Annotated in this window: 15 protein-coding genes; 11 read left to right on the top strand and 4 right to left on the bottom strand. The window is 66.2% G+C overall.

Features of this window, described 5'->3' with window-relative positions; translation table 11 throughout:
* The first annotated feature begins 14 nt into the window (after nt 1-14).
* Nucleotides 15-1,868, top strand: a complete 1,854-nt coding sequence (gene secD, locus IPM20_06290) for a protein translocase subunit SecD (protein MBK9131233.1) — start codon at nt 15-17, stop codon at nt 1,866-1,868.
* Between the two features lie 13 nt (nt 1,869-1,881).
* The gene (secF, locus tag IPM20_06285; protein ID MBK9131232.1) at nt 1,882-2,817 is read left to right on the top strand and encodes a protein translocase subunit SecF; all 936 of its coding nucleotides are present in this window, start codon (nt 1,882-1,884) and stop codon (nt 2,815-2,817) included.
* A 10-nt stretch (nt 2,818-2,827) separates the two neighbouring features.
* On the opposite strand, the gene IPM20_06280 is transcribed toward secF, so the two are convergent.
* Nucleotides 2,828-4,198: a diguanylate cyclase gene (locus IPM20_06280; protein ID MBK9131231.1), complete on the bottom strand. Its 1,371-nt coding sequence runs from the start codon at nt 4,196-4,198 to the stop codon at nt 2,828-2,830.
* A 425-nt stretch (nt 4,199-4,623) separates the two neighbouring features.
* On the opposite strand from IPM20_06280, the gene IPM20_06275 reads away from it, so the two are divergent.
* The 9 genes from IPM20_06275 (at nt 4,624) to IPM20_06235 (ending at nt 12,044) form a co-directional block, all read left to right on the top strand.
* Nucleotides 4,624-5,880 (top strand): serine hydroxymethyltransferase, encoded by a 1,257-nt coding sequence (locus IPM20_06275; GenBank protein MBK9131230.1) that lies wholly within the window; start codon nt 4,624-4,626, stop codon nt 5,878-5,880.
* A gap of 61 nt (nt 5,881-5,941) precedes the next feature.
* On the top strand, nt 5,942-6,451 hold the full coding sequence (gene nrdR / locus IPM20_06270) for a transcriptional regulator NrdR (GenBank protein ID MBK9131229.1): 510 nt from the start codon (nt 5,942-5,944) through the stop codon (nt 6,449-6,451).
* The gene (ribD, locus tag IPM20_06265) at nt 6,452-7,645 is read left to right on the top strand and encodes a bifunctional diaminohydroxyphosphoribosylaminopyrimidine deaminase/5-amino-6-(5-phosphoribosylamino)uracil reductase RibD (GenBank protein MBK9131228.1); all 1,194 of its coding nucleotides are present in this window, start codon (nt 6,452-6,454) and stop codon (nt 7,643-7,645) included.
* Between the two features lie 3 nt (nt 7,646-7,648).
* A complete protein-coding gene (locus tag IPM20_06260) occupies nt 7,649-8,305 on the top strand; it encodes a riboflavin synthase (protein ID MBK9131227.1) in 657 nt (218 codons plus the stop codon).
* A 13-nt stretch (nt 8,306-8,318) separates the two neighbouring features.
* Nucleotides 8,319-9,485, top strand: a complete 1,167-nt coding sequence (gene ribB / locus IPM20_06255; GenBank protein ID MBK9131226.1) for a 3,4-dihydroxy-2-butanone-4-phosphate synthase — start codon at nt 8,319-8,321, stop codon at nt 9,483-9,485.
* A gap of 53 nt (nt 9,486-9,538) precedes the next feature.
* Entirely contained in the window at nt 9,539-10,015 is a 477-nt protein-coding gene (gene ribE, locus IPM20_06250; protein MBK9131225.1) for a 6,7-dimethyl-8-ribityllumazine synthase, read from the top strand.
* A 34-nt stretch (nt 10,016-10,049) separates the two neighbouring features.
* Entirely contained in the window at nt 10,050-10,499 is a 450-nt protein-coding gene (gene nusB / locus IPM20_06245; GenBank protein ID MBK9131224.1) for a transcription antitermination factor NusB, read from the top strand.
* Nucleotides 10,500-10,545: 46 nt separating this feature from the next.
* Nucleotides 10,546-11,565: a thiamine-phosphate kinase gene (gene thiL, locus IPM20_06240; protein MBK9131223.1), complete on the top strand. Its 1,020-nt coding sequence runs from the start codon at nt 10,546-10,548 to the stop codon at nt 11,563-11,565.
* A gap of 17 nt (nt 11,566-11,582) precedes the next feature.
* On the top strand, nt 11,583-12,044 hold the full coding sequence (locus tag IPM20_06235; protein ID MBK9131222.1) for a phosphatidylglycerophosphatase A: 462 nt from the start codon (nt 11,583-11,585) through the stop codon (nt 12,042-12,044).
* Nucleotides 12,045-12,133: 89 nt separating this feature from the next.
* Here IPM20_06235 and IPM20_06230 read toward each other — a convergent pair whose 3' ends face one another.
* From IPM20_06230 to queD, 3 genes are read right to left on the bottom strand one after another with little or no spacing between them, the layout of a single operon-like run.
* Nucleotides 12,134-12,838 carry a type 1 glutamine amidotransferase gene (locus tag IPM20_06230; protein ID MBK9131221.1) on the bottom strand — a complete coding sequence of 235 codons (705 nt, stop codon included), beginning with the start codon at nt 12,836-12,838 and terminating at the stop codon, nt 12,134-12,136.
* A 34-nt stretch (nt 12,839-12,872) separates the two neighbouring features.
* On the bottom strand, nt 12,873-13,679 hold the full coding sequence (locus IPM20_06225) for a GTP cyclohydrolase I FolE2 (GenBank protein MBK9131220.1): 807 nt from the start codon (nt 13,677-13,679) through the stop codon (nt 12,873-12,875).
* A complete protein-coding gene (gene queD, locus IPM20_06220) occupies nt 13,676-14,065 on the bottom strand; it encodes a 6-carboxytetrahydropterin synthase QueD (GenBank protein MBK9131219.1) in 390 nt (129 codons plus the stop codon). The genes IPM20_06225 and queD overlap by 4 nt, the downstream gene beginning before the upstream one ends.
* Nucleotides 14,066-14,068 lie beyond the last annotated feature (3 nt).

Here is a 14,068-nt window from a genome sequence, read left to right as displayed (position 1 = left end):
CGGACGAGCCCGACATGAATCGCTATCCCTTATGGAAGAATCTGCTGATCCTCGCGGTGATGATCTTCGGGTTCCTGTATGCGATCCCGAATCTGTACGGTGAAGTGCCGGTGGTCCAGATCTCCGCGCTGCGCGGCGCCAGCCTCGGCGAGGCCGAGAAGACGCGCATCGAGCAGGTGCTGAAGGGCGCCAACCTCGGCTTTCTCGCGCTCGAACAGGAGAGCGACAGGATCACCCTGCGTTTCGCCGACACCGAACTCCAGCTGAAGGCGCAGGACCAGCTGATAGAGGCGCTGGGCGAGGATTATGTGGTGGCGCTGAACCTGGTGCCCGCCACGCCGAAGTGGATGGAAGACCTCAACGCGGCGCCGATGTATCTCGGTCTCGACCTGCGCGGCGGCGTCCATTTCCTGATGCAGGTGGACATGGACGCCGCCGTGGCGCAAGCCGAAGAGCGTTACGTGAGCGACCTGCGTTCGCTTCTGCGCGACGACAAGATCCGCTACCTCTCCATCAGCCGCGCCAGCGGCGGGGTGGAGGCCAAGTTCCGCAGCACCGAGGACCGCGCCGCGGCTCAGGAGAGAATCAGCCGGGAATTTCCGGCGCTGCTGTTGAATGACAGCGAGGCGGACGGCGCCTATTACCTGGTGGCTTCGCTCAGCGACAAGGAAGTGCTCGACGCGAAGAACCTGGCGCTGCAGCAGAACGTGCTGACACTGCGTAATCGAATCAACGAGCTGGGTGTCGCCGAACCGGTGATCCAGCGCCAGGGCAGCGACCGCATCGTGGTGCAGTTGCCCGGCGTGCAGGATCCCGCCCGCGCCAAGGAGATCCTCGGCGCAACCGCCACGCTCGAGTTCCGCATGGTGGACGCCAACGGCGATCTCACGGCCGCCCTGGCGGGCAAGACCCCGATCGGATCGCGCCTGTACCGCGAGCGCAACGGCAACCCCGTCCTGCTCGAACGCCGCATCATCGTCACCGGTGACCAGATCATCGACGCGGCCTCCGGCCTGGATCAGCAAAGCGGGTCACCCGCGGTCTACGTCACCCTGGACAGCAAGGGCGCGCGCCAGATGCTGCAGACGACCAAGGAAAACATCGGCAAGCCGATGGCGGTGGTGTTCATCGAGAACAAGTCCCATACCCGCATGGTGGACGGCGCCCCGGTGAAGGAAACGAAGACGGTCGAGGAGGTGATCAACGTCGCCACGATCCGCGACCAGTTCAGCAAGCGCTTCCAGATCACCGGCCTGGACAGCCCGACCGAGGCGCGCAACCTGGCCCTGCTGCTGCGCGCCGGCGCGCTCGCGGCGCCGATCGAGATCATCGAGGAGCGGACCGTCGGCCCCAGCCTGGGGGCGCAGAACATCGAACGCGGTTTCAACTCGACCCTGATCGGTTTCGCCGCGATCGTGCTCTTCATGAGTTTCTATTACCGGGTCTTCGGCGTCATCGCCTCGGTCTCGTTGTTCAGCAACCTGGTACTGCTGGTTGCGATCCTGTCCATGCTGCAGGCGACCCTGACCCTTCCCGGTATCGCCGGCATCGCCCTGACCATCGGTATGGCCATCGATGCGAACGTGCTCATCTTCGAGCGCGTGCGCGAAGAGCTGCGTCTCGGCAACTCCCCCCAGGCGGCCATCCACGCGGGATACGAGCGTGCCTGGGGCACGATCCTCGATTCGAACGTCACGACCCTGATCGCCGGCTTTTCCCTGTTCCTGCTCGGTTCCGGTCCGGTGCGCGGGTTCGCCGTGGTGTTGTGCATCGGCATACTTACGTCGATGTTCAGCGCCGTGATGATATCGCGCTCCCTGGTGAATCTGGTGTACGGCGGGCGCAAGCTGAGCAGGCTGGCGATCTAGCGGAGGCCCCATGATAGAGTTCTTTCATATAAGGAAAGATATCCCCTTCATGAAGTACGCCCGGTCGACCACCGTGGTGTCGGCCATCCTGTTCATCGCGGCGGTGGCGGCGCTGGCGACGCGCGGGCTCAATCTGAGCATCGAATTCACCGGCGGCATCGTGGTCGAGGTGCGCTACGCGCAGGCGGCAAATCTGCAGCAGATCCGGTCCGTGCTCGAGGAAGGGGACTACCGCGACGTCACGGTCCAGAACTACGGCACCGCCCAGGATGTGCTGATACGCCTGCGGTTACAGCAGGACAAGTCCTCGGCCCAGGTCAGCCAGGAGGTGCTGGAACTGCTGAAGCGGCAGGATTCCAGCGTGGAGCTGTTGCGCGTCGAATTCGTCGGCCCGCAGGTTGGCCAGGAGCTTTACGACAGCGGCGGACTGGCCCTGCTGCTCGTCTGCGCGGGCATCATGCTGTATCTGGCGATGCGCTTCGAATGGCGCTTCGCCGTCGCGGGCATCATCGCCAACCTGCATGACGTGGTGATCATCCTGGGCTTCTTCTCCTTCTTCCAGTGGGAGTTCACCCTCGCCGTGCTGGCCGGCGTGCTGGCGGTGCTCGGATATTCGGTCAACGAGTCCGTGGTCATCTTCGATCGTATCCGGGAAATCTTCCGCAAGAAGCGCAAGATGCCCGTTCCGGAGACCATTGATCACGCCCTCACGGTCACGATGTCGCGCACGGTCATCACCCATACGATGACCGAACTGGTGGTGTTGTCCATGCTGTTCTTCGGCGGCGAGGTGCTGTTCTATTTCGCGCTGGCGCTGACCATCGGCATCGTGTTCGGCATCTACTCGTCGATGCTGGTCGCCAGCCCGATCGCGATGTGGCTGGGGGTGTCGCGCGAGAATCTGTTGCCGGTGAAGAAAGAGGGCGCCGAGGCCGACGCGACGCCGTAGGACGGCGCCGTCAGCGCGGGGCGGGGTCGGCGCCGTCGTGCTGCTGCGCCAGTTCGATGCGGTTGCGGCCCATGCGCTTGGCCTGATAGAGCGCCCGGTCCGCCCGTTCGATCAGATTGCCCGGGGTTTCGCCCGGCTTGTACAGCGAGATGCCGGCCGAGAACGTCGGCATCGGCATGGCCCGCCCTTCGAGCTGATATGAGCTTTCCGCGGTACGTTTCTTGACCTTCTCCAGGGCACGCAGCGCGCCGGCCTTGTCGGTGTTCGGCAGCAGGACCGCGAACTCCTCGCCGCCGTAGCGCGCCACCATGTCGTGGTGGCGGAAGATCGACAGGATGTTGGTCGAGAAGTTACGCAGCACCTCGTCCCCCGCCGCGTGGCCGTACTTGTCGTTGACCGCCTTGAACCCGTCCATGTCGATGAGGGCGAGCGAGAGCGGGTAGCCGTAGCGCTGCACGCGGGCCACCTCGTCCTCCAGTCGCCGCATGAACGCGCGCCGGTTCGGCAGTTCCGTCAGTTCATCGGTCAGGCTGAGGATGTGGACCCGGGTGAGTTCGTCGTTGAGATATTGCCCTTCGGTCTCGATGATGCGCAGGTAATTGTTCGCCATCTCGAGTTTCTTGGCCAGGGCGCCGTGGCCCTCGCGCAGTGTGGCGACCTCGGCGATGAGCGACTGCTTCAGTTGCCGCAGGTCGGCGTCGTCGCCGCTGCGCAGCAGATTTTCGTGCTCGCTGGTGAGGATGGCGCCGAAACGCTCGTTCTGTTTGATGACCTCGCGCACCTGGTGCGCCAGGGTCTCCTGGACCTTCTGGACGCGGGCGCGTTTCTCGTCGATCTGGCGCCGCTGGGCGCCGTCCAGCCGCCGGTCTTCGCCGGCCTCGCCCACCGGCAGCTCCGGGGCAGGGGCGGTCGCCGGCCCGGTGTCGTCGATGGCTTCGACGGACAGCGGCGCTTCGGTGCCGGGGGGTTCCGCGACGGCGGGCTCCTCCCTCGCGGGAGTCGGTTCCGGGACGGCAGCAGGCACGGGGGCTGTGGCAGGCTCGAGTCTCCCCGCTTCCTGGGCCAGTGCGATGATGTGGTGTCTGAGTTGCTCCAGTTGGGCGCGGTCCGGCCGCTGGGCAAGCCGCAGCCCGAGCAGCCTGATCTCGAGCCGTTGCGGACTCGCCTCGGGGAAGAGCTTCGCGTAGGCGGCGAGCAGGTCGCGCAGCAGGGAGGTGCAGAGCGTCAGGCTCTGTTCCGCCTCGCGCTCATGGGTATCGAGGACTTCCCGCACGTGTCGCGTGATGACGCCGACCGCGGGGGTCTGACCCTGCTCGGCGAGCAACTGCAGGACCTTGGACGTCAGCGGTGCTGCGGTGATATTGGACTCTGGTCCTGCCAAGTTCGTGCCCGTCTTACTGAATTTTCAGTATTTTGTTTCTTCAAGCCATGGATTCGTAACAGTAAATCCATGACGCTACGGCTCGATCACGGGGTGATAACAGGGTCGTCGGCAGGATCCGCTGCGCCACTCGCCCGCACCCTCCCGGTCGGTGGTTTTTCCAGCCCGTGATGAAGCGGAATACTATCACACAGCTCCGTCAAATAATAGACGCTTCATTTTGCGCCGGGATAGCTATCCTTTGTCGGAACAATAAGATATTTCATTTGGACGCCAGGGCGTCAAATTTTTGTACAACGGCCTTGCACACACCCAGGGAGACCGGCTGGCTTCCGGGGGCCGGGTTAGGCGATTGACTCCGATATCATGTATCCTTAGCCATTTTCCCGGGCCAGTCCACGTCCAACTGCCATATAAGGTGTGAGATGTTCGCAGCGAAGATGCAAATTGCCGGTTTCGACAACGATCTGTGGGATGCCATCCAGGGCGAGGCGAGGCGCCAGGAGGAGCATATCGAACTCATCGCGTCGGAAAACTACGCAAGCCCGCGCGTACTGCAGGCCCAGGGGTCGGTATTGACCAACAAGTACGCGGAAGGCTATCCCGGCAAGCGTTACTATGGCGGCTGCGAGTATGTCGATATCGCGGAACAACTCGCCATCGAGCGCGCCAAGCAGTTGTTCGGGGCCGCATACGCCAACGTCCAGCCGCATTCGGGTTCGCAGGCCAATGCGGCGGTCTATCTCGCGCTGCTGCAGCCGGGAGACACGATCCTCGGCATGAGCCTGGCGCATGGCGGGCATCTGACCCACGGCGCGAAGGTGAATTTCTCCGGCAAGATCTTCCATGCCATCGGCTACGGACTTGATCCGGCGACGGGCGAGATCGATTACGCCCAGGTCGAGGCGCTGGCGCGCGAACACAAACCGAAGATGGTGGTCGCCGGTTTCAGCGCCTATTCGCGCGTGATCGACTGGCAGCGTTTCCGCGCCATCGCGGACGAGGTCGGCGCCTGGTTGTTCGTCGACATCGCGCATGTCGCGGGCCTGATCGCCGCCGGCTGCTACCCGAGCCCGGTGCAGATCGCCGACATCACCACCTCGACCACCCACAAGACCCTGCGCGGACCGCGCGGCGGCCTGATCATGGCACGCGCCAACGAGGAGATCGAGAAGAAGCTCAATTCGATGGTGTTTCCCGGTACGCAGGGTGGTCCGCTGATGCACGTCATCGCGGCCAAGGCGGTGGCCTTCAAGGAGGCGCTGGAGCCCGAGTTCGGCGTCTACCAGCGGCAGGTGCTCGCCAACGCGCGCGCAATGGCGGCACGCATGCAGGAGCGCGGCTACAAGATCGTGTCCGGCGGCACCGACAACCACCTGTTCCTGGTCGACCTGATCGACAAGGACATCACCGGCAAGGACGCCGACGCGGCCCTCGGCGCGGCCAACATCACGGTCAACAAGAACAGCGTGCCGAACGATCCGCGTTCCCCCTTCGTCACCAGCGGCATCCGTATCGGCACCCCCGCGGTCACCACGCGCGGCTTTAAGGAGGCCGAGGTGCGCGCGCTCGCGGACTGGATCTGCGATATTCTCGACCGTCCGGGCGATGCGGGTGTGATCGACCGGGTGCGCGGCCAGGTACTGGACGTCTGCCGGCGTTATCCGGTGTATGGATCCTGAGAGTTAGTGCTCGCGCCGGCGGAGTTCATTCGCGGGCGTACGTGAGTAACGGCTGACCCCTATGCGATGCCCATTCTGCGGCGCTGTCGATACCCGGGTGATCGATTCCCGCCTCGCGAACGAGGGTGCCTCCATCCGCCGGCGGCGCGAATGCGTCAGCTGCACGGAACGTTTCACGACCTTCGAGAGCGCTGAACTCGTCTTTCCCCACATCGTCAAGCACGATGGGACGCGGGAGCCCTTCAACGAGGAGAAGCTGCGGCGCGGCATGTTGCGCGCCCTGGAGAAGCGTCCGGTGGACATCGAAGCCATCGAATCCGCCATCAATCACATCAAGCATCGGCTGCATGTCTCGGGTGAACGCGAGATACGCGCGCGCGAGCTGGGCGAGTGGGTGATGAACGAACTGCGCGACCTCGACGAGGTGGCCTACGTCCGCTTCGCCTCGGTCTATCGCCGTTTCCAGGACGTCAACGCGTTTCGCGAAGAGATCGAGCGCTTGCAGAGCGACGCCTCCTCGGAGCTCAAGAAAAGGCAGTATTCGCTGCTCACGCCGGATGAAGACGCCTGAATGGCCGCGCCGCAGCCGGAGGCTGTCGTGACGGCGGCCCCGGTCCCCGTGAACGATCGTCAGGATCACGAAATGATGGCGCTGGCCCTGCGGCTGGCGCGCCGCGGCTGGTATACCACCCGGCCCAATCCGCGCGTGGGCTGTGTGCTCGCGCGCGACGGCGAGATCGTGGGCGCGGGATGGCACGAGCGTGCCGGCGGACCGCATGCCGAGGTGGCCGCGCTCGCGCAGGCCGGCGCGCGTGCGCACGGCGCCGTTGCCTATGTCACGCTCGAGCCGTGTTGCCATCACGGCCGTACGCCGCCGTGCACCGAGGCGCTGATCGCGGCGGGGGTGCGGCGCGTGGTCGCCGCGATGACGGATCCGAATCCGCGAGTGGCGGGTGCCGGGATCCGGCGCCTGCGTGAGGCCGGGGTCGAGGTGGAGAGCGGGTTGATGGGCGCCGAGGCCGAGGCCCTGAATCCCGGTTTCATCACGCGCCACCGCGCGGGCCGGCCCTACGTGCGCGCGAAACTGGCGCTGACGCTGGACGGACGCACGGCGGCGGCGGACGGGCGCAGCCAGTGGATCACCGGCGCCGCCGCGCGGCGCGATGTGCAGCGCCTGCGGGCGCAGAGTTGCGCGATCGTGACCGGTATCGGCACCGTGCTCGCCGACGACCCCAGGCTGACGCTGCGACCGGATGAGCTGGACCTCGGCGAACTCGCGCGCCATGTCGATCCGGCGTCGATCCCCCGGCCGCTGCGCATCGTCGTCGACAGCCACGGCAGGATGCCGGCGGGCGCGCGGCTGCTGGCCGTTCCCGGACCGGTACTGATCGCCACCGCGGATGCGCCGGGCCCGCGTGGGGCGGCGTCCTCTGGAGATTCGATCGAATACGATCGCTTTCCCGGTCCGGGCGGACGCGTGGACCTGCGCGCGCTGCTGGCCGGTTTGGCGCAGCGTCAGGTCAATGAGGTACTATTGGAAGCTGGCGCGACCCTGAGCGGCGCCATGTTGCAGGCAGGCTTGATCGACGAAATGGTGCTCTATATTGCCCCGAAACTGCTGGGTGACCGCGGCCGCGCGCTGTTCGACCTGCAGGATGCCCTGACGCTCGCGCAGGCCGTGCCGCTGGTGATCACGGATGCGCGCGCCGTGGGTGACGACTGGCGCATCACCGCGCGACCGCATCCCTCAGCCGGAGGTGCCTGAGACATGTTTACCGGTATCGTACTGGGTCGGGGTGCGTTGCTCGCGCTGGAGCGGCGCGGCGCGGATATGCGCCTGCGCATCAGTGGCGCCGAAATCGACCTGGGGGATCTGCGCGCCGGTGACAGCGTCGCGGTCAACGGCGTCTGTCTGACCGCGCTCGAACCCGGCGGCAACGCGTTTTCCGCCGATGTCTCGCTCGAGACGCTTGCCCGCACCACGCTGTCCGATCTGCACACGGGCGACCCGGTGAATCTCGAGCTCGCCTTGCTGCCGACCACCCGGCTCGGCGGACATCTGGTCAGTGGTCATGTCGACGGCATCGGCCGGCTCGTCGACCTGGACGAGGCGGGCCGCTCGCGCCGGCTGCGCTTCGAGGCGCCGGGCGGACTCGCGCGTTATCTGGCCGAGAAGGGTTCGATCTGCGTCGATGGCGTCAGCCTGACGATCAACGCGGTGGCGGGGGCGCAGTTCGAGGTCAATGTGATTCCCCACACCCTGGAACAGACGGTCATCGGGACCTATCGCCGCGGCACGCGCGTGAACCTCGAGGTCGATCTGGTGGCGCGTTACATCGAGAGCCTGCTGGCGGGACGCGTGGCGCCGGCGGCGGGCATCACGCGTGAATTTCTCGATCAGCATGGATTTGTCAGAGATGTCTAGCCTGGGCGATTTTATGGAACAAGATGCCGTCGTGGAGATCGCTGCGTCGCGCGACGACGAGACCCATTTCAATTCCACGCCGGAGCTGGTGGAGGATCTGCGGCGCGGGCGCATGATCGTCCTGATGGACGACGAGGAGCGCGAAAACGAGGGCGACCTGGTCATGGCCGCCGCCTGCGTGCGCCCGGAGGACGTCAACTTCATGGCCCGCTACGGCCGCGGTCTGATCTGCCTGACCCTCACGCGCGAGCGCTGCGAGCAACTGCGCCTGCCGCTGATGGTGAGCGATACCTATGCGAAGCATCTGACCAATTTCACCCTCTCGATAGAAGCGGCGCGCGGAGTGACGACCGGGATCTCGGCGGCCGATCGCGCGACCACGATCCGGGCCGCGGTCGCGCCCGAGGCCCGGCCGTCCGATCTCGTACAGCCGGGCCACATCTTCCCGCTGATGGCGCAGCCGGGCGGCGTGCTTGCCCGCGCCGGGCATACCGAGGCCGGGTGCGATCTGGCGCGCCTGGCCGGCTTCGAACCGGCGGCGGTGATCGTCGAGATCCTCGACGAGGACGGCGGCATGGCGCGGCGCCCGCAGCTGATGCAATTCGCGCGTGAGCACGGCCTCAGGATCGGCACCGTGGCCGATCTCATTCACCATCGCATGCAGCATGAGCAGACGGTGGAGCCGGTCGCGGAGTGCGCGCTGCCGACGATCCACGGCGACTTCAGGCTCAAGGCCTATCACGACGCGGCCGATGACCAGCTGCATCTGGCGCTGATCCGCGGGGTGATCCGTCCCGAGGAACCGGTGCTGGTGCGCGTCCACATGGAAGACCGGCTGTGCGACATGCTCGGCACCACCTTCCATGAGACGAGCTGGAGCCTGCGCGAGGCGCTGGAGCGCGTGGCGCGTGAGCCGGCCGGCGGCGTTGTCGTGCTGCTGCGCGGCGGCGAGGACGCGCAGGGCCTGTTGCGGCGCATCATGGACCATCAGCTGCACGACAAGGGGATCGAGCTGCCCAAGCCGCCGATCAGCTCGGAACTGCGCACCTTCGGCATCGGCGCCCAGATCCTCGCCGACCTCGGCGTGCGGAGGATGCGCGTGATGGGTTCGCCCAAGCGCCTGCTGGGCCTGTCCGGGTTCGGGCTCGAGATCGTCGAGTATGTGCCCGGGAATGGCTGAGCGCCGGGCGCATCGGTTACACTAGCGGCACATTCTGCCTGAACGGAAACGAGATGACGGACATACGCACCATAGAAGGCGACTATTCCGCGACGACGGCCCGCTTCGCCATCGTCGCGTCCCGGTTCAACGGCTTCATCGTCGATTCACTCCTGCGCGGCGCGCTCGACGTCCTGCGCCGCCACGGCGTGGAGGACAAGTCGATCGAGGTCGTGCAGGTGCCCGGGGCCTTCGAGCTTCCGCTGGTCGCCAAGCGGCTCGCCGCGTCGCGGCGCTACGATGCGGTGATCGCCCTCGGCGCGGTGATTCGCGGCGGTACCGCCCATTTCGACTACGTGGCGGGCGGCTGCGCGCGCGGACTGGCCGAGGTGGCGCTGAGCTGCGATCTGCCGGTGACCTTCGGCGTCCTGACCGTCGACACGATCGAGCAGGCCATCGAGCGCGCCGGCACCAAGGCCGGCAACAAGGGCGCCGACGCGGCGCTCACCGCGCTCGAGATGGTCAGCCTGCTGCGCAAGCTGAGCGGCTGATTCGGCCGACTCGATTTACTTGAAGGGAAATCGCATGAACAGCGCGCGCAGCCGGGCCAGGCGCTGTATCGTCCAGGCCCTGTACCAGTGGCAGTTGACCGGACGCGATGCCGGCGGCCTCGACGCGCAGTTCTTTATCGACGAGGGCGAGGGCGAGATCGAACGCGCCTACTTCGACGAGGTGCTGGCGGAGATCCTAGCCCACGTCGATCCACTGGACGAACTGCTTGCGCCGCTGCTCGACCGTCCGCTCCAGGAGGTGGATCCGGTCGAACTGGCCATCCTGCGCCTCGGAGCCGGCGAGCTGCGCTATCATCCCGAGATCCCGTTTCGCGTCGTGATCAACGAGGCCGTGGAGCTGGCCAAGATGTTCGGCGCCCATCACGGACATAAATACGTCAACGGCATCCTGGACCGGCTCGCCGCCCGTCTGCGCGCCGGGGAGATGCCCGCCGCCGGCGGCAGCGGTTCCGCGTCCAAGTGATCCGGCACGCTCTTCCAGTGCCGCGCAGGCGGGGAGGGAGATCCCTGTGAGTTCCTCGGAGTTCGATCTGATCGCGCGCCATTTCGCGCGTCCCGGCGCCGGGCGTTCCGACGTCGTCCTCGGCATCGGCGACGACGCCGCGCTGTTGCGACCGCCGGCCGGGATGGAGCTCGCGGCCGCGATCGATACTCTGGTTGCCGGCGTCCATTTTCCCCTCGACACCGACGCGGAGTCGATCGGTCACAAGGCGCTGGCGGTGAATCTGAGTGACCTGGCGGCGATGGGCGCGCAACCCGCCTGGGCCATGCTCGCGCTCACGCTGCCGCGGCCGGACGAACGCTGGCTGGCGGACTTCGCGCACGGATTCTTCGCATTGGCGCGCGCCCACGATGTCGCGCTGATCGGCGGCGACACCACGCGCGGACCGCTCACCATCAGCGTGCAGGTGCTGGGCTTCGTACCGCCGGGGGCCGCCTTCCGCCGCGACGGCGCCCGGCCGGGTGACCGGATCTACCTCACGGGGACCCTGGGCGATGCCGGACTCGGCCTGCTGCTCGCGGGCGAAGGGCACGGCCGCGACGCCGGGACCGTGTATCTTCGTCAGCGGCTCGATCGCCCGGCGCCGCGCGTGAACGAAGCGCTACGCCTGCGCGGTCTGGTGCACGCGGCGATCGACGTCTCCGACGGACTGTATGCCGATCTGGGTCATATCCTGCAGGCGAGCGGCGTCGGGGCGACGCTCGATCTCGATCACCTGCCGCTGTCGCCGGAGTTCCGCGCTACACTGGCGGCCATGGAGGCCGCGAATCATCCCGCCTTGCGCGGACTGACGCCTGGAAAGGCGTGGGCGGATCTGGCGCTCGGGTCGGGCGACGACTACGAGCTCTGTTTCACGGCCCCGCCCGCGGCCGCGCCCCGGCTGGAAGAACTCATGACCTCGGGAATTCCCTGCACGTGCATCGGGGTCGTCGAGGCGCAGGCGGGCCTGCGGCTCAGGCTGGCGGAGGGTACCGCCTACCGGCCGCCGCGAGGCGGTTACGATCATTTCGGCGCCGGCGACCGATGAAGGCGCCGCCGCTCCCGATGCGGGTATTGAAGAACCCGCTGCACTGGCCGGCGCTGGGCTTCGGTCTGGGCGCCGTGCCGTTCGCCCCGGGCACCTTCGGCACGCTGCTGGGGGTTCCGCTCTATCTGCTGCTCGCGCAGCTCCCGTTGGCGGGATATCTTGCCGCGCTCACCGTGCTCTTCCTCGCCGGCGTCGTCGTGTGTCGCGTCACCGCGCGTGCGCTCGGCGTGCACGATCATCCGGCGATCGTGTTCGATGAGGTGGTCGGGTTCCTGGTCACGATGACGCTGGCCCCGTCAGGGGCCTGGGCGATCGTAACGGGTTTCGCGCTGTTTCGCCTGTTCGACATCTGGAAGCCGTGGCCGATCCGCGGGATCGATCGCCGCGTGCACGGCGGGCTGGGCATCATGCTGGACGACGTGCTGGCGGGGGTGTACGCGCTGCTGATCTTGCAGCTGATTGCGCGGGTGGGGTCGTAGGCCGGTTACGGGCACGGCTTCGATAATTACGGGGACAGATTTGAAATCTGTCCCTTGGCTTTGTTCGGGGACGGACTTAAGTCCGTCCCCTATTTTACATTCAGCCAGTAGTCGTACAGGGAATCGGCGACGCGCTGCAGCCCGGCGATGCGCTCCTCCAGCCGTTCCGTCATCTGCGCCGTGCCCTGCACCGCGGGCTGGCCCGCGCATTGCGCGAGTTCGGCGCGGTATTCCGCGCACCACTCCCTGACCATCGCGCCCGTCACCTCGACATGGAACTGCAAGGCCAGCGCCCGATCCTTGATGAAGGCCTGATGGCGACAGTGCGCGCTGCGCATCAGCAGCGTGGCCCCAGTCGGCAGCGTGAAGGTCTCGCCGTGCCAGTGGTAGCCCTCGAAGCGCGCCGGCAGATGCTCCGTGATGCCGGCGTCGCCGGCCGATTCCACCCTGACGATCTCGTGCCAGCCGATCTCCTTGACCGGATTGCGGCCCACTTCGGCGCCGAGCGCCTTCGCGATCAGTTGCCCGCCGAGGCAATGGCCCAGTACCGGGATGCCTTCCGCCGCGGCCTGTCGGATCAGTTCGAGTTCCTGCGTGACCCAGGGCAGCGGATCGTTCACGCTCATCGGTCCGCCCATGAATACCAGGCCGCCGACCCCGTCGATGCGCTCCGGCACGGTTTCCCCCATGTCGATCCGGATCGTGCGAAAGGGGATGTCGCGCGCGGCGAGGAACTCTCCCAGGTATCCGGGGCCCTCGCAGGCGATGTGGCGGAAGACCAGGACCGGTTTCATGCCACGGTTCCCCGCGGCGTAACCGGTCCCCGGGTCACGGGCAGGGATGCATGCCCTTTTCGATCAGGGCATACGCGGAGTGATTGTGGATCGACTCGAAATTCTCCGACTCGAGGATGTAACCCTCGATGCGCCGGTCGGCGTTGAGGCGGGCGGCCACGTCGCGCACCATGTCCTCGACGAATTTCGGGTTGTCGTAGGCGCGTTCGGTGACGAACTTCTCGTCCGGCCGCTTGAGCAGGCCATAGATTTCGCACGAGGCCTCCTGTTCGACGATATCGATCAGGTCCTCGATCCAGACGAAGCCCTTGGTGAGCGCGGTGACCGTCACGTGGGAGCGCTGGTTGTGCGCGCCGTATTGCGAGATTTCCTTCGAGCACGGGCACAGGCTGGTGACCGGCACCACGACCTTCACCGTCATCTGCGACTTCTCGGGCGACGCCTCGCCGATCAGGGTGACGTCGTAGTCGAGCAGGCTCTGCACGCCGGACACCGGGGCGGTCTTGTTGACGAAGTAGGGAAAGCGCATCTCCATGTGGGCGGAGGCGGCGTTGAGCGTCTCGCGCATCTGCGCCAGGATGTCCTTGAAAGAGGCGACGGTGATCTCGCGCTCGTGGGAATTCAGCAGTTCCACGAAACGCGACATGTGCGTGCCCTTGAAGTTGTGCGGCAGGTCGACGTACATATTGAAGGTGGCGATGGTGTGCTGCTCGCCGCCGCTGCGGTCGCGCACCCGCACCGGGTGGCGGATGTGCTTGATGCCCACCTTGTTGATGGGGAGCTTGCGCGTATCCGGGCTGCCCTGGACGTCGGCGATGGCGCTGGTATTGATCGGATTCATCGTTCGTTCACCTCGCTGTAGCGGACCCCGGCGCTGTCGGTTTCCCACAGCATGACTGCGACGACGCGCACGGTGTCGGTGTTCAGTACCTCGGACAGCCCACGATGGAAAAAGGCCGCGATGTTCTCCGCCGTCGGATTGATCCGGTCGAACGGCGGGATGTCGTTCAGGTTGCGGTGATCGAGCGTGGCGGCGAGGTCCCGCGCCGCCTGCTTGATGACCTTGAAGTCGACGCCCATGCCCACGTTGTTGAGCGCGGTGGCCTCGACCTCGACGTCGACCTTCCAGTTGTGTCCATGCAGGCGGCTGCAATCACCCGGATAGTCGCGCAGACTGTGGGCCGCGGCGAAGCCCGTGGACACTTTCAACAAATAACGTGACTGCATCGG

The organism is Gammaproteobacteria bacterium, from assembly GCA_016716465.1.
Classification (GTDB): domain Bacteria; phylum Pseudomonadota; class Gammaproteobacteria; order SZUA-140; family SZUA-140; genus JADJWH01.
This window is presented reverse-complemented; position numbering and strand designations above follow the sequence as displayed.